Raw genomic sequence first — 15,042 nt, forward strand, 5'->3', positions numbered from 1 at the left:
CGACACCCCGCACCGCTCCGCGAGCTCCCGCTCCCCGGGCAGCAGCGCGCCGGGGCCGAGCTCGCGGCACAGCCGTTCCACCTCGGTCTCGACGTGCGCGGTCCGGGTCGTCCACACGATCGTGGTGATACCACGCACTGCCGGTACCCCGGGTACCGCAAGCGGTTGCGGGTGGTCAGATCGTCGCCCGCCCTATCAGGGGACGACGACGAGCTTCCCGCCCGCGTGCCCCTCCTCCATCAGGCGGTGCGCCTCGGCGATCTCGTCGAGCCGGAAGACCCGGCCGGTCGGCACCGTGGCGCGCCCGGCGGCGACGTCGTCGAGGAAGCCCTGCAGCACGTCCCGGGGCAGGTCCGAGGCGTCGCCGCCGTACCCGGCGAGCCGGACCCCGCGCGGGAGGTAGTCGATCACGGAGAACTCCGGCACCGTCCAGACGTTCGAGAGCATCCCCGAGACGCAGGCGACGCCGTGGACGCGGACGGCGGCGAGGGTGTCGGGCAGCGTCGGGGTGCCGACGAGCTCGAGCGCGCGGTCGACGCCCACTGGCACGATCGCCCGGACCCGATCCGCCACCGCCCCGTCGTCGAGGACCACGTGGTCGACCCCGACGCCGGTGAGCAGGTCGGAACGGGCGAGGTCGCGGGTCGTCGCGAGCACCGTCATGCCGCGCTGCTTCGCGAGCACGGCGGTCGCCAGCCCGATCGACGACGTCCCGCCCCGGATCAGCAGCGACTCCCCCGGCTGCGCGTCCAGCCCGACGGTCAGCGAGCCGTACGCGGTCTGCAGCATCTCCGGGATCGCGCCGAGCACCGCGTCGTCGAGGTCGGTCTGCACCTCGAGGACCTGGGAGACCGGCACGGAGGTGTACTCGGCATACCCGCCGTCGAACTGACGGCCCATCCCGCCCATCATCGCGACGACGCGCGCGCCCTCGGCGAACTCGCCGCCCGGGCAGGCCGCGACGTACCCGGTCGCCTCGATACCGGGCACCCGCGGGAACGTCACGCCCTCGGCGAGACCGAGGCGGGTGTGCAGCTCCGAGCGGTTGAGCCCGGACGCGGTGACGCGGATCAGCACGCGACCCGGGCCCGGGGTCGGCACGGGGATCTCGCGGACCTGGAGCGCCTCGGGCGGCCCGGGCGCGTCCAGGACGACGGCACGCATCGAGTGCGGAATGCTCATGGGCGGTCCAACCCACGTCGCCGGAAGATGATTCCATGGAATCGATATGAGCCTGAGTGACCTGTTCGACGACCTCGTCCGCGTCGAGATCGTGCTGTGGGACGCCGTCGACCGCCGGGTCCGTGCCGACGTCGGCCTCCCGCTCGGCCGCGTGGAGGCGCTCCGGGTCGTCGCGACGACGTCCCCGTGCCGCGTGCAGGAGGTGGCGGTGACCCTCCGGATCACGGTGGGGGCGGCGAGCAAGCTGACCGACCGGCTCGTCGCGGGTGGCCTGGTGCAGCGCCAGGCCCACCCGAGCGACCGGCGCTCGTCCCTGCTGCGGCCCACCGACGCGGGAGAGCGCGCGCACGCGGCGGCGACGACGGCGATCGAGGACGAGCTGGGCCGGCTCCTCGGTGACGACGACGTCGCCGCGCTCGGGACCGCCCTCGCCGGCCTGCGCGACCGCCTCGCGCAGCGCTGAGGTCGCGGGGACTCAGCCCAGGTCCGGCCAGATCCGCTGGAGCATGTGCCAGTCCTGCGGGTGCTCGGCGATGTCACCGGCGAACGCGTCGGCCATCGCCTGCGTCGCGGCGGGCACGCCGTCGCGGGGCGCGACCGGCACCGGGGGGTGGATCCGGAATCCCCAGCCCTCGTCGGCCCCCGAGCCGGTGAACCAGCAGCCCAGCGGCAGCAGCGCCGCCCCGGTCGCGGCGGCCAGCGAGGCCGGCCCGGGGGGCATCGCGGCGCGGTGGCCGAAGAAGTCGACGCCGACGCCGCGGTGCGAGAGGTCGCGGTCGGCCACCAGGCACACGATCCGCCCGGCGCGCAGCGCCCGGAGCAGCGCGCGCACCGGGGCCTCGCCGCCGGTCATCGGGAGGATCTCGAACCCGAGCGACTCGCGGTAGTCGACGAACCGCTGGAACAGGGCCTCGGGCCGCAGCCGCTCGGCCACCGTCGCGAACCCGCCGTAGCGCTGCACCGCCCAGGCACCGACCACGTCCCAGTTCCCGGAGTGCGTCAGCGCGACGACGGCGCCGCGCCCCCGCGCGAGTGCCGCGTCGAGGTGCTCCCGTCCGTGGACGGCCGGGTCGACGCGCCCGGCCAGCTCCTTGAGGTCCGTCGACGGCAGCCGGAACGCCTCGCGCCAGTAGCGGGCGTAGGAGCGGACGCCTGCCCGGGTGAGTTCGTCGAGCGCGTGCGCGTCCAGGTCCGGCCGGACCCGCGCGTAGTGCGCCCGCAGCCGCGCGACCCCCGGGCCGCCACGCCGGGCGGCCAGGTCGGCCCCGGCGTCGAACGCCGTCCGGGCGACGGGCTCCGGCAGCTCGCGGACCAGGCGCCAGCCCGCGGCGTAGCCGAGGTCCGCGACCCGCCCGGCCACGTCGGCGCGGGTCACCGGTCGACGTCCCGCGGCTCTCCGGCAGGCAGTTCGGGCGTCGGCCGGTCGGGCCCGCCGGTGCGACCGGTGGCCGCGCCGTACTGCTCGCGGGCACTTGTCCAGACCGTGGCGATCCGCTGCCCGACGGTCACCAGCGAGCCGACGGCCAGCAGCCACAGCGCCACGTCGACCGCCCACCAGAGGCCGAGGCCGGTGAGTCCGATCCCGGCGAGCCCGAGGATGAGCCGCTCGGCCCGCTCCACGATCCCGCCGTCGCCCCGCAGGCCCGCGGCCTCGGCCCGCGCCTTGACGTAGGAGATGAGCTGGCCGCTGACCAGGCAGATCAGGGCCAGCGCCGCGACGACCCACCGGTCGTTCGCCGCCGCCCACCAGGTGATGCCCGCGAAGACGGCGCCGTCGACGAGGCGGTCCCCGACCGAGTCGAGCACCCCGCCGAACGGGCTCACCACCCCCCGGGCGCGGGCCATCGCCCCGTCGAGGACGTCGAGCATCGCGAAGCCCCAGACGATCAGCGCCGCGGCGAACAGGTGCCCCGTCGGGATGAGCCAGATCGCGAATCCCGTCGCGCCCACGGTGCCGAGCACCGTGACGACGTCGGGGTGGAGGCCCCGGCGTACGAGCCACTGCCCGGCGGGTCGCGCGCCGCGGTTGATCGCGGCGCGGCCCCAGTCGTTGATCACTGGCTGTGTCCACCCCCCGTCGCTCCGATCGCCCCTGCCCCATCCCCCGTCGCTCCGCTCGCCCCTGCCCCATCCCCCGTCGCTCCGCTCGCCCCTGTCCAGACCTCGGCGAGGCGCTGCCGGGTCTCGGCGAGCAGCGCGGGGATGACCTTCGTCTGGCCGATGACCGTGATGAAGTTGGCGTCGCCGCCCCAGCGTGGGACCACGTGCTGGTGCAGGTGGTCCGCGAGCGACCCGCCCGCGACGTGCCCCAGGTTGATGCCGACGTTGAACCCGTGGGGCGAGGACATCGTCCGCAAGGCCCGGATCGCCTGCTGGGTCATCCGCATGAGCTCGGTCGACTCGTCGTCGGTGAGCTCGTCGAGCAGCGCCACGTGGCGGTACGGGACGACCATCAGGTGCCCGGGGTTGTACGGGTGCAGGTTCAGGACCGCGTAGACCTGCTCCCCCCGGGCGATGACGAGCCCGTCGTCGTCGTCGCGGCTCGGGATCGCGCAGAGCGGGCACCCGCCGTCGATCTCGCCGGTGCCCGACTCGCCCGCGATGTAGGCCATCCGGTGCGGCGCCCAGAGCCGCCGGAAGCCGTCCGGGGTGCCGGCGCCGTTCAGCTCGTCGGCGCCCGGCGGGTGCTCGGCGGGCAGTCCGGAGTCGGGTCGCCCGGGCTGTGGGGGCAGGCCGGGAGGTGCCTGCTCGCTGGTCACCCCGTCGTCGTCCATCGCAGACCCATCGTGCTCGTCGGGTCAGGCACGCGTCACGCGCGGGCCGAAGGACCCCTCGTCCGGCGAGGCGTTCTCCCGACGCGCCACCCAGTCGGCGACGGCCGCGACCGCGTCGTCGACGGGCACCCCGTTGACCTGCGACCCGTCGCGGAAGCGGAACGAGACCGCGCCCGCATCCGCGTCCTTCCCGCCCGCGAGCAGCAGGAACGGCACCTTCAGCAGGGTGTGCGTCCGGATCTTCTTCTGCATGCGGTCGTCGGAGTGGTCGGCCTCGACCCGCAGGCCCAGGGCCCTCAGCTTCGCGACGATGTCGTCGACGTAGTCCCCCTGGTCGCCCGACACCGGGATCGCGACGGCCTGGACCGGCGCGAGCCAGGCCGGGAACGCGCCCGCGTAGTGCTCGGTCAGTACCCCGAAGAAGCGCTCGATGCTGCCGAACAGCGCGCGGTGGATCATGACGGGGCGCTGCCTGCTGCCGTCGCTCGCGGTGTACTCCAGCTCGAACCGGTCGGGCAGCATCAGGTCGACCTGGATCGTCGACATCTGCCAGTACCGCCCGATCGCGTCCTTGGCCTGGACGCTGATCTTCGGGGCGTAGAAGGCGGCGCCGCCCGGGTCGTCGACGAGGTCGAGGCCGAAGCTGGACGCGGCGTCGCGCAGCGCCCGGGTGGCCTCCTCCCACTCCTCGTCGGTGCCGATCGACTTCTCCGGGTTCCGGGTGGAGAGCTCCAGGTAGAAGTCGTCGAGGCCGTAGTCGCGCAGCAGCCCGAGCACGAAGGTCAGCAGCGAGGTGATCTCGCCGGCCATCTGGTCACGGGTGCAGTAGATGTGGGCGTCGTCCTGGGTGAAGCCGCGCGCTCGGGTCAGGCCGTGCACCACGCCCGACTTCTCGTAGCGGTAGACGGTCCCGAACTCGAAGAGCCGCAGCGGCAGCTCCCGGTAGGACCGGCCGCGCGCCCGGAAGATCAGGTTGTGCATGGGGCAGTTCATCGGCTTGAGGTAGTAGTCCTGGCCGGGCCGCTTGACCTCGCCGTCGTCGCCGTACTCGGCGTCGAGGTGCATCGCCGGGAACATGCCGTCGCGGTACCAGTCGAGGTGGCCGCTCGTCTGGAACAGCTCGCCCTTGGTGGCGTGCGGGGTGTTGACGAACTCGTAGCCGGCCTCGGTGTGCCGCTTGCGCGAGTAGTCCTCCAGCTCCTTGCGGATGATCCCGCCCTTGGGGTGGAAGACCGCGAGGCCGGAGCCGATCTCGTCCGGGAAGCTGAACAGGTCCAGCTCGGCACCCAGCCTGCGATGGTCGCGCCGCTCGGCCTCGGCCAGCCGCACCAGGTAGGCGTCCTGGGCCTCCGGCGACTCCCAGGCGGTCCCGTAGATCCGCTGCAGCTGGGCGTTGCGCTGGTCGCCGCGCCAGTAGGCGGCCGCGCTGCGGGTGATCTTGAAGGCGGGGATGTAGCCGGTCGTCGGGATGTGCGGACCGCGGCAGAGGTCGCCCCAGACGCGCTCGCCGGTGTGGGCGTGGATGTTGTCGTAGGCGGTCAGCTCGCCGGAGCCGACCTCCATGATCTCCCCGTCGTCCTCGGCGTCGGTGGTGCCCTTGAGGTCGACGAGCTCGAGCTTGAAGGGCTCGTCGGCGAGCTCCTCGCGCGCGGCGTCGAGCGAGGCGTACTCGCGGCGGGCGAACCGCTGCTTCGCCTTGATGATCTTGCGCATCGCCTTCTCGAGGGACTCGAGGTCCTCGGGGGTGAACGGCTTCTCGACGGCGAAGTCGTAGTAGAAGCCGTCGGCCACCGGCGGGCCGATGCCGAGCTTCGCGTCCGGGAACTGCTGCTGCACGGCCTGCGCGAGCACGTGCGCGGCGCTGTGGCGGATGACCGCCCGCCCGTCCTCGGTGTCGGCGGCCACCGGCTCGACGTCGACGTCGGAGTCGGGGCGCCAGGCGAGGTCCTTGAGGACGCCGTCGGGCGCGCGGACGACGATGACCGCCTGCGGACCGTTGCCCGGCAGGCCCGCGTTCCGGACCGCCTCGCCCGCCGTCGTCCCCGCGCCGACCCGGACGGTGGCGGCGGGCGCGGGCGCTGCGAGCGAGGACACGGCGGTACTCCTGGGGCCTGGAGGGTGGTCGGCGCGAGGGTCTCCCCCGCGCGTACCAGCCTATCGACCGGCGGCGATCGGGTTCGGAGCGCCGCCCCGGGGTGGCCGCCGGGGATTCAGGCGGCGCCCCGCGGGTGGCCTGCCCCGTGATCACCAGACGTGGACGTGTCCCAACGGCCCCGCTGGAGACCCACCCAGGCCTGTTGATCACGCGAGGCGTCGAGTCCTCATGATCAGCTGGAGCCCACGGTCGCCGACCGGCGGCACCGACGACCAGTCCGTCCGGGTGATCATGTGCCGCCCGGGGTGGAGCGGGTCGCTGCCCGCGATCAGGCGGCGCCCGGGCGTGCCGGACGGTGTCCCAGCGCGGCGATCAGGAACGCCTCCACGGCGCGCACGACGAGCAGGGTCCGCGGCGTGGGCAGCGCGTCGAACCCGTGCTGGGCGTGCGGTAGCTCCGCGTAGGCGACCACGCCGCCCGGGCGCGCCACCGCCCGCAGCGCGCGCACGAACCCGCGGCTCTGCTCCGGCACGACGATCGCGTCGCCGGTGCCGTGCAGGACGAAGAACGGCGGCGCCCCGGGGTGCACGCGGTGCGCGGGCGAGGCGTCGATCCACATCGCGCCGTCGTTCGTCAGCGTGCCGGGCATCATCGTCTCGGCGAGCAGCAGGTCGAGGGTGCCGCTGCCGTCGTCCTCGGTGAGGTCGTAGATGCCGTAGAGGGTGACCGCGGCGTCGACGCGGGTGTCGTCCTCCCCGGTCAGCGCGGCGAGCGCCGCGAGGTGTGCCCCGGCCGAGCCCCCGGAGACCGCGACGAACCCGGCGTCGCCGCCGTGCTCGCCGATGTGGGCGTGCACCCACCGCAGCGCCGCCCGGACGTCGTCGATCATGGCGGGCCAGCGGTAACCGGGCCCGAGCCGGTAGTTGACCGCCACGCAGACCCAGCCCCGCTCGACCAGGTGGGCCATGAGCGGGTTGGCCTCGCCCTCCTTGCGCCCTGACGACCAGGCCCCACCGTGGATCTCGACGAGGACGGGCGCGCCTGCGTCGTCGGGGAGGTCGGGGTGGCGCCACACGTCGAGGAGGTTCTCCCGGCCGTGCGGGCCGTAGGCGACGTCGCCCGCCCCGGCCGCCCGGAACCGCCGGGGCGCGGTGATCGCCCGCGGGGAGAGCCACGCCGGGGCCTCCGGAGCGGGTGCGCGCGATCCGAGCGCCGCCGAGAGCGCCTCGGAGAGGATCTGGTCGGTGGCCCGGGCGCGGCGGTCGAGCGTGAGGATGGCGGCGACCGCCACCCCGGCGAGCCCGAGCCCGATCCGGCCGGAGACGGTGCGGGTCGCCCCGCCGCGGGCCGCGCTGAGGGCCACCCCGGCGGTGAGAACGGCCGTGGGGCGCGGCAGTTCGGTCGCGAACGCGGCCAGCAGGGAGGCCCCGATCGCCGCGGGCCAGCGACGGGTCAGGGGCCGGAAGCCCGCGGTGGCGACGAGGGCGGCCCCGGCACCGCCGGCGAGCGCGGTCAGCGCCGCTGCCCTCGGCGCACCCCGCCCCTGCCGACCGGGCCGCCCCTCCTGACCGGGCCGGCCGCCCGCCGTCCGCACGTGCACCCACCTCCCACGTCGGCGCCCGGTCATGGCCGTCCGGTACCCACGATCGTCGCGTGGGCGCCTGTGTCGGGACTGTGCCCGGTCCCTGCGCGTCGCGCCCGACACGCGCCCGGGAACCGCCCTCCTGCGTGGCGCGGGTCCCCGCGAACCCCACCGAACGCCCCGAGTGGGTCACAATGGCGCTCGTGGCGGACGGAGCGAGGGCCGAGTCGGCTCCCACGGAGCGCTCGGCCGGGAGCGGTCGATCGACCCTGCGCGCCGTCGGGGACCCGGGATGCGGGCCGCGCAGCCATCCGTGGGCGGACGTGCCCGCGGAGGCCGCGCACCGGATGCGCCCGATGATCATCGGCACCGGGGACGACATCATCGACCAGGTCCGCGCGGAGGTCGCCGAGTACGCGCTGTCGATGGACGGTGTGTTCGGCCAGAACATCCGCAAGGGCGTGACGGTGGCCCTCGAGCAGTTCCTGCAGCTGCTGGGGACCGACGACGAACTGCCGGACACCCGCGTGTACTTCGAGCTCGGGCGCGTCGAGCACCGCCACGGCCGCACGATGGACGCGCTGCAGAGCGCCTACCGCATCGGCTCCCGCGTCATGTGGCGGCGGATCTCCGCAGGCAGCGACGCCTACGGCCTGGGACCCGACGGCATCTTCCGGCTCGCCGAGGCGCTGTTCGAGTACACCGAGCAGCTCGCGGCCGCCTCGGTCGCCGGCTACGCGCACGAGCAGAGCCTCACCGCGGGCTCGCGCCAGGCGCGCAGGCACACGCTGGTGGCGGCGCTCATGCGGACGCCGATCCCCGAAGGACCCGAGCTCGAGCGGCTGATCCGCGAGGCGGAGTGGGCCATGCCCCGCTCGCTCGCCGTGTTGGTCTGCGAGGAGGACGCGGTCCAGGCCGTCTTCCGGCGCCTGCCCGCCGATGTCCTGGGCTCCCGCGTCGACGGTCTCGGCGTGATCGTCGTCCCCGACCCCGACGGCCCCGGCCGTGCGGACACGCTCCTCGAGGCCACCGCGGGGGTGACCGCGGTCGTCGGCCCGACGGTGCCCGCCGACCAGGTGGCCCGGACCGTCGCCCGGGCCCGGGCGGCGTGGCCGCTGGTGCTCGCAGGCGAGGTCCAGGTGGAGGTCGACGACGAGCGCCCCGCGGACGCCCGTCCGGCGTCCGGCCTGGTGCGCGCGGACGATCACCTGCTGGTCCTGTTGCTGCACGCGGACGTCTCCGTGACCACCGACCTCGTCGCGCAGCGGCTCGAACCGCTGCGCCGGATGACCGCCACCGCCCGCGACCGGGCCGTGACGACGCTGCGGGCCTGGCTCGACGCGCACGGCGACATCGCCGAGACGGCGGGCCGCCTGCACGTGCACCCGCAGACGGTGCGATACCGGCTCGCGCGGCTCAAGGAGTCCTTCGCGGGTGCGCTGGACGACCCGGTGGCCCGCCTCGAGGTGGCACTGGCGCTGCGCTTCGGCCCGACGTTCGGCGAACCCGCCGTCGAGGGCTGAGACCTCGCCGGCCCGGCGCGTCCGCCGGATCGACGAGGCAGCCGGATCGACGAGGCAGCCGGCAACCGGCTCGACGCGTCAGCCGTCGGACGGCCGCGGCCCGCCCGACGGCGCGTCGTGCACGGTGTACGCCGTCGCGGGCCGGGCGCCGAGCTCGGCCCTGAGGGCGGGCGGCGCCCCGTGCACCTCGACGCGGGCACCCGCGGTCAGCCGGTGCACCCGCAGCTGGCCGAGCACCCGCACCAGGGCGGGACCGCAGTCGCCGTGGAGCCCGGACAGATCGAGGACCAGCTCCGCCCAGGCCTCCCGGGCCAGCCGGCCGCGCAGGGAGCGCAACGTCCTGACCTGGCCGGGCCCGCCCGTGCCGACGATGGCGAGGGCGACGCACCCGTCGTCGTGGCGGCACAGGCCGACGCCGACGTCGGCGTCCTCGTGGGCCCGGCGGGTCGCGTCGACCCGCGCCTGCCGTCGGCGCTGCTCGGGCGTCACGGCCGGGTCCGGGCCTGCGGGGTCGTCGTTCGTGAGGGACGGGTTCGTGGGGGACGGGTTCGTGGGGGACGGGTTCGTGGGGGACGGGTTGGTGGGGGACAAGGACGTGGTCATCGCGCACCTCCGCCGGTTCGGCGCTGCTCGGACGAGCCCGCGCGGTCTCGGCGGGAGGGGTGACGGCCAGATCTCCGATGAGCCGGGTCGCGAACCGTGACCCGGGTCACAGCATCCGTCCGGTCAGAGCTCCGCGCGACGGTCCGCGAGCGTCTGGGCGAGGTCCCGGAGCTTGACGTTCAGGTCCTGCGAGGTACGGCGGAGGGTGTCGAACGCCTCGTCGGCGGTCAGCCCGCGCCGCTCCATGAGGATGCCCTTGGCCTGACCGATGACGTCGCGGGAGCGCACCGCCTCGGCGAGCTGCGTGGAGCGCAGCTCGGCCACCTCCACCGCCTGGGCACCCTGCAGGGCGACGGCCGCGTGGGTGGCGAACACGAGCGCGATGTCCTTGTCCGCCCCGTCGAGCCCGCCCGGGGTGCGCGAGTAGTAGTTCAGCGCCCCCATCCGGGGGCGGGCGTCGCGCGGGAACATGCCGGTCGCGAACACCGAGTTCAGACCGAGGTCGGCGGCGGCCGGGCCGAAGCGGGTCCAGCGCGCGTCGACGCGCAGGTCCGACGACGCGGCGTACCCCAGCCCGGGCTCGACGGTGGCCTCGACGCACGGGCCCTCGTTGTGCTCGTACTGCACCGCGTCGGCCTTGCTCGCGATCGGATCGGTCTCGACCGGCGTCGTAAACCCGTTGCCGTTGCGGAGCGTCACCGAGACCACGTCCGCACCGACCACCGCGCGCGCCGCGTGCACGATCCGCTCGAGCACCTCGCCGACGCCGAGGCCGCCCTCCACGATGGTCAGGGCCTCGCCGAGCGAGATGAACTGCTCGGCGAGAGGACCGAGAGCCCCCTGATCATCGTTCACGAACCGTTCGCGCTCCTCTCGCCACCTGTGTTCATCGCCCACGGGAGGGAATCATGGCATCCCGGGTGCGGACAGGGAGGACGAGAGCCTGCTCAGGCCGCGGTCGGAGCAGCCCATCCGCGCAAGCGGCGCAACGTGTCCGTGACGATCTGGCCCGTCGGGAGACCCCGCCTGCGCCGCTTCTCGATCGACTCGTGGCCGCCGGGCAGGGAGAGCCGCGCGATCTTCCACAGCACGCCGCCGTACTGCTTCCACATCGGGCCCGCGTGGTAGGGCAGCCCGTACCGGCGGCACAGGTCGCGGACCTGGGGCGCGATGCGGGCGTAGTGGTTCGAGGGCATGTCCGGGAACAGGTGGTGCTCGATCTGGTGCGAGAGGTTCCCGGTCATGATGTGCAGCAGCGGCGAGCCCTCGATGTTGGCCGAGCCGAGCATCTGCCGGACGTACCACTCGGCCTGGGTCTCGTCCTCGAGCCGCTCCTCGTCGAAGGTCTCGACCTCGACCGGGAAGTGCCCGCAGAAGATCACCGCGTGCGACCAGACGTTGCGGGTGAGGTTGGCCAGCAGACCGCCGAGCGCGGCCGGGACGAACGACGGGCCCGACAGCGCCGGGAACACCACGAAGTCCTTGAGCGCCTGCTTGCCCGCCTTGCGCGCCATCTTCTTGATCTCGGGCATCTTCTCGGCCCAGGTGACCTCACCGCGCTGGATCTGGTCCAGCTCGAGGTCGAAGGCCGCGATGCCCCATTCGAAGATCATCGCGAGACCGGCGTTGGTCAGCGTCTGGATCAGGTAGAGCGGGTGCCACGGCTGGTCGGGGTCGACCCGCAGCACGTTGTACCCGATGTCCCGGTCCTTGCCGTGGATGTTGGTGTACGTGTGGTGCAGGTAGTTGTGGGTCTGCTGCCAGCTCGCGGCCGTGGAGACGTGGTCCCACTCCCAGGTCGTCGAGTGGATCTCCGGGTCGCGCATCCAGTCCCACTGCCCGTGCAGGACGTTGTGCCCGATCTCCATGTTCTCGAGGATCTTGGCGACGGCCAGCGACGCGGTGCCGGCGACGAAGGCCGGCGGGAAGAGCGCCCCGAGCAGCAGGACGCGCCCGGCGACCTCGAGACCGCGCTGGGTCCTGATCACCCGGCGGATGTACTCGGCGTCCGCCTCGCCGAGCGAGGACATGACCTCGTCGCGCAGCGCCTCGAGCTCGATACCGATGTCCTCGACGTCCTGCGTCGTCAGGTGCGCGGTCGACGGCGTGATGTGGGCCGTGCTCGCCCCCGGGCGGCCCGGACCCGTGGGGGTCTTGGCCTCGTTGATGCGGGTGACGTGCTCGGGAATGACTTCGGGGTTCGCGATCGTGCTCATGCGGTCCTCCTGGATCGCCAGGGAGCGGTGGTCTAGAGGTCGATGCGACAGTCGCCGGCGGCGGCTGAGACGCAGGTCTGCACGACGACGGCGTCGGAATCGGTGCTGCCGTCCGAGTCTGCGGCGGTGTGCAGTTCGCCGGTCTGCAGGTCACGGACGGCCCCGGAGCGCAGGCGCCCGACGCAGGTGTGGCAGATGCCCATCCGGCACCCGCTGGGCAGGAGCGCGCCGGCGTCCTCACCGGCGCGGAGCAGGGACGTCACCGCGTCGGCCTCGGCGACGATGCCGCTGACCGCGAAGGTGACGCGTCCGCCCGTGCCCTCGGCGACCGGCTCCGCGGGGCGGAAGCGCTCGACGAGGCAGGTCACCCCGGCCCGGGCGACGTGGGCGGAGAAGTCGTCGATCATCCCGGTGGGCCCGCACACGAGGACCGTGCGCTCGCGCCAGTCGGGCACGAGATCGTCGAGATCCTCGGGTCGCAGCCGCCCGGAGGTGGTGTCGTGCTCGTGCACCCGCAGGCGTGGCCGGTCGGCGGCGAGGCGGCGCAGGTCGGCGCCGTGCACCCGCTCGCCACGGCCGGAGTGGACGACGACGGTGTCGGCTCCCGTCGCGGTGCCCGCGCCCGCGGCGAGGTGGCCGAGGACCGGGGTGATCCCGCTCCCGCCGGAGATCGCCAGGACCCGCTCCCCCGCGGCCGGGGCGAAGTCCCCGGTGGCGGGACCGAGGGTCAGCAGGTCGCCCGGCCGCGCGGTGCGGGCCAGGGCGGTGGACACCGAGCCGTCGGGCACGGCGGTGACGCTCACGGTCAGGTGTTCGTCGCCGGGGGCACTCGTGACCGAGTAGGTGCGCCAGTGACGGCGACCACCGATCTCGACGCCGACCCCGACGTGCTGGCCCGGCCGGTGACCGGCCCAGCCGACGCCCGGGAGGATGGTGAGCTCGGTGGTCGCGTGGCCGACCGGTCGCGTGGCCACGATCCGGCCCCGGAGCGCGCGCGTCGACCACAGCGGGTTGACCAGGGCGAGGTAGTCGTCGGGCAGGAGCGGGGTCGCGAGGGCACGCGTGGCACGGGCGAGTCGACGCGCGAGACCCCGCCGGGGGGCCTCCTCGCGCGGCTCCCGGATACCGGGTGCCGGAGCTCGTGTGATCACACGCCCGACGGTAGGGAGACCGCGCGCCCGCCTGCTACGCCGGAAGCGAGGAGGTGGCGACCGGTTCTGTTGCATCTCCACAAAACTCGGGTTCATGCACGGTCGGCGGGACTTTCCGCCCGGTTCGCCCGATTCGTGGAGAGATGTGGCTCACATGCCTTAGGGTCGTGTCGTGGCCGGGTGGGGCGAGTTCTCCGTGCGGGCGCCCGCGATCGCCGAGGTCTTCGCGCGACGGCACGCGGCGACCGGCAACCTCTGCATGCTCGGGACGCTGCGCCCGGACGGGTTCCCCCGCGTCAGCCCGATGGAGCCGCGGTTCTTCGAGGGTGAGCTGTGGGTGATGGGCATGCCGGGCACGGCCAAGTTCGACGACCTCGCCCGCGATCCCCGCTTCACGCTGCACACCGCCACCGTCGACACCCACGTCGCCGAGGGTGACGCCAAGGTGTGGGGCACCGTCGAGGACGTGCGGGACGAGGCCCTGCACCAACGGTTCGCCGAGGCGGTCTTCGTCGAGATCGGGCTCGACATCCGCGGTCAGCCCTTCGAGCACTGCTTCCGCGCCGAGTTCGTCGGGGCGTCGGCGGTCGCGGTCGAGGACGGCCACCTGGACATCACGGTCTGGCGCGAGGGTCACCCCGAGACCGTCGTCCGCAAGCACTGAGCGCCGCGCTCACCGCACCGAACGGGTGAGGAGCCCGACGAGGGCGCCCCGGTCAGCGGCGCGCGGGGCGTTGCGGCCCACCGGGTCGGCGGCCGCGGTCGTCGCGAGCGCGTCGAGCTCGGGGCGCCCGAGCCCGAGCGCCTCGCCGTCGACGCCGACCGACACCCCGACGGCCTCGCACCAGCCGGCGAGCGCCTCGGGCACCGCGACGACGGGCACGCCGAGGGTCTCGGCGACCCGCGCCCACGCCCCGTCGTCGGGACCGCTGTCCCCGGACCCGACCCCCGTCCCGTCGAGCGACCAGGCCACGACCTCGGGGAGCACCATGCCCAAGGCCCGGCCGTGCACGACGCCGTGGTGCGCGGTGATCGCGTGGCCGAGCGCGTGCACGAGGCCGAGCCCGCTGCGGGTGAGCGCCTGCCCGGCGAGGTGGGCCCCCACGAGCATCTCGGCGCGTGCCGTCGCGTCCCCGCCGTCGCCCACGGCAGCGGGCAGCCAGCGCCACACCCGGCGCAGCGCCTCGACCGCGAACGCCTCCGACACCGGGCTGCGCCCGCGGCTGACCAGCGACTCCAGGGCGTGGACCAGGGCGTCGACGCCCGTCGCCGCGGTCGGCCCCGCGGGCAGCCCGTGGGTGAGCAGCGGATCCAGGACGGCGACCCGCGGCGTCGTGCTCGCGTCACCGCAGTAGACCTTGCACCGCCGTGCCGGGTCCTCCAGGACGCCGAACCCGTTGGTCTCGGCGCCCGTCCCGGCCGTCGTCGGGACCGCGACCAGCGGCAGGCCGGGGCCGGACGGGTCGGCCGCGAGACGCGCGATGCCCTTCGCGGCGTCCAGCGCCGACCCGCCGCCCAGGGCCACGACGACGGGCCGCGAGCCCGGGAAGGCGTCCGCGACGACGGTCGCGCCCGCCTCCACCGAGGACACGGTCGGGTTGCCGGGGACATCGTCGACCACGACCGTCGGGCAGTTCACCGCCGCCAGGACGGCGACGGCCTCGTCGACGATGCCGGTCGCGCGCAGGCCGCGGTCGGTCACGATCACGGCTCCGCCGGTGCGGGCCCCGGAGTGCACGTCGAGCACGTGCTCGCCGAGGCGGGCGAGCGCACCGGGCCCGGAGTCGACGGCGGGCCCCGGCTCGTGGACGAAGGGGGTGGTCGCGGCGCAGGCGCAGGCGGACGTCAGCGATGCGGCGTTGCTGACGGCGCGCTCGCGCCATCCGGCACGGTCGGTCGTGCTCACGGGCGGCTCT

General features: G+C 74.4%; 14 protein-coding genes. 3 read left to right on the forward strand and 11 right to left on the reverse strand.

Going from position 1 to position 15,042, the window contains the following annotated elements; genetic code table 11:
- Positions 1-195: 195 nt before the first annotated feature.
- The gene (locus tag VGI02_RS00145; protein ID WP_331625190.1) at positions 196-1,182 is read right to left on the reverse strand and encodes a zinc-binding dehydrogenase; all 987 of its coding nucleotides are present in this window, start codon (positions 1,180-1,182) and stop codon (positions 196-198) included.
- A gap of 46 nt (positions 1,183-1,228) precedes the next feature.
- On the opposite strand from VGI02_RS00145, the gene VGI02_RS00150 reads away from it, so the two are divergent.
- Positions 1,229-1,645, forward strand: coding sequence for a MarR family winged helix-turn-helix transcriptional regulator (locus VGI02_RS00150; RefSeq protein WP_331625191.1), 417 nt, complete (start codon positions 1,229-1,231; stop codon positions 1,643-1,645).
- A gap of 12 nt (positions 1,646-1,657) precedes the next feature.
- Here the strand turns inward: VGI02_RS00150 and VGI02_RS00155 are convergent, their stop codons facing one another.
- The 5 genes from VGI02_RS00155 to VGI02_RS00175 all read right to left on the reverse strand — a co-directional run bounded on the left by VGI02_RS00155 (position 1,658) and on the right by VGI02_RS00175 (position 7,645).
- Positions 1,658-2,557, reverse strand: a complete 900-nt coding sequence (locus VGI02_RS00155; protein ID WP_331625192.1) for a phosphatidylinositol mannoside acyltransferase — start codon at positions 2,555-2,557, stop codon at positions 1,658-1,660.
- Positions 2,554-3,240, reverse strand: coding sequence for a phosphatidylinositol phosphate synthase (gene pgsA / locus VGI02_RS00160; RefSeq protein WP_331625193.1), 687 nt, complete (start codon positions 3,238-3,240; stop codon positions 2,554-2,556). Before pgsA ends, VGI02_RS00155 begins: the two co-directional genes overlap by 4 nt.
- Positions 3,237-3,956: an HIT family protein gene (locus VGI02_RS00165; RefSeq protein ID WP_331625194.1), complete on the reverse strand. Its 720-nt coding sequence runs from the start codon at positions 3,954-3,956 to the stop codon at positions 3,237-3,239. Before VGI02_RS00165 ends, pgsA begins: the two co-directional genes overlap by 4 nt.
- Positions 3,957-3,980: 24 nt before the next feature.
- Positions 3,981-6,050: a threonine--tRNA ligase gene (gene thrS, locus VGI02_RS00170; RefSeq protein WP_331625195.1), complete on the reverse strand. Its 2,070-nt coding sequence runs from the start codon at positions 6,048-6,050 to the stop codon at positions 3,981-3,983.
- Positions 6,051-6,379: 329 nt separating this feature from the next.
- A complete protein-coding gene (locus VGI02_RS00175; RefSeq protein ID WP_331625196.1) occupies positions 6,380-7,645 on the reverse strand; it encodes an alpha/beta hydrolase fold domain-containing protein in 1,266 nt (421 codons plus the stop codon).
- Between the two features lie 191 nt (positions 7,646-7,836).
- On the opposite strand from VGI02_RS00175, the gene VGI02_RS00180 reads away from it, so the two are divergent.
- Positions 7,837-9,156 (forward strand): PucR family transcriptional regulator, encoded by a 1,320-nt coding sequence (locus VGI02_RS00180; protein WP_331625197.1) that lies wholly within the window; start codon positions 7,837-7,839, stop codon positions 9,154-9,156.
- 78 nt (positions 9,157-9,234) lie between these two features.
- On the opposite strand, the gene VGI02_RS00185 is transcribed toward VGI02_RS00180, so the two are convergent.
- From VGI02_RS00185 to VGI02_RS00200, 4 genes are all read right to left on the reverse strand, one after another.
- On the reverse strand, positions 9,235-9,759 hold the full coding sequence (locus VGI02_RS00185; RefSeq protein ID WP_331625198.1) for a hypothetical protein: 525 nt from the start codon (positions 9,757-9,759) through the stop codon (positions 9,235-9,237).
- 123 nt (positions 9,760-9,882) lie between these two features.
- Positions 9,883-10,656 (reverse strand): ANTAR domain-containing protein, encoded by a 774-nt coding sequence (locus tag VGI02_RS00190; protein WP_414638166.1) that lies wholly within the window; start codon positions 10,654-10,656, stop codon positions 9,883-9,885.
- 50 nt (positions 10,657-10,706) lie between these two features.
- Positions 10,707-11,870 (reverse strand): fatty acid desaturase family protein, encoded by a 1,164-nt coding sequence (locus VGI02_RS00195; protein WP_414638167.1) that lies wholly within the window; start codon positions 11,868-11,870, stop codon positions 10,707-10,709.
- 137 nt (positions 11,871-12,007) lie between these two features.
- Positions 12,008-13,126, reverse strand: coding sequence for a flavin reductase family protein (locus VGI02_RS00200; protein ID WP_331625201.1), 1,119 nt, complete (start codon positions 13,124-13,126; stop codon positions 12,008-12,010).
- 172 nt (positions 13,127-13,298) lie between these two features.
- On the opposite strand from VGI02_RS00200, the gene VGI02_RS00205 reads away from it, so the two are divergent.
- Positions 13,299-13,790 carry a pyridoxamine 5'-phosphate oxidase family protein gene (locus VGI02_RS00205; RefSeq protein ID WP_331625202.1) on the forward strand — a complete coding sequence of 164 codons (492 nt, stop codon included), beginning with the start codon at positions 13,299-13,301 and terminating at the stop codon, positions 13,788-13,790.
- Positions 13,791-13,799: 9 nt separating this feature from the next.
- Here VGI02_RS00205 and VGI02_RS00210 read toward each other — a convergent pair whose 3' ends face one another.
- Positions 13,800-15,032, reverse strand: coding sequence for an iron-containing alcohol dehydrogenase family protein (locus VGI02_RS00210; protein WP_331625203.1), 1,233 nt, complete (start codon positions 15,030-15,032; stop codon positions 13,800-13,802).
- Positions 15,033-15,042 lie beyond the last annotated feature (10 nt).

This window comes from Actinomycetospora sp. (genome assembly GCF_036497245.1).
Classification (GTDB): Bacteria; Actinomycetota; Actinomycetes; order Mycobacteriales; family Pseudonocardiaceae; genus Actinomycetospora.

What these genes read in the sequence shown, in the direction of transcription:
- VGI02_RS00165 (WP_331625194.1), bottom strand. Translation starts at nt 3,956, where the DNA reads ATGGACGACGACGGGGTGACCAGCGAGCAGGCACCTCCCGGCCTGCCC.
- VGI02_RS00150 (WP_331625191.1), top strand. Translation starts at nt 1,229, where the DNA reads ATGAGCCTGAGTGACCTGTTCGACGACCTCGTCCGCGTCGAGATCGTG.
- VGI02_RS00185 (WP_331625198.1), bottom strand. Translation starts at nt 9,759, where the DNA reads ATGACCACGTCCTTGTCCCCCACCAACCCGTCCCCCACGAACCCGTCC.
- VGI02_RS00145 (WP_331625190.1), bottom strand. Translation starts at nt 1,182, where the DNA reads ATGAGCATTCCGCACTCGATGCGTGCCGTCGTCCTGGACGCGCCCGGG.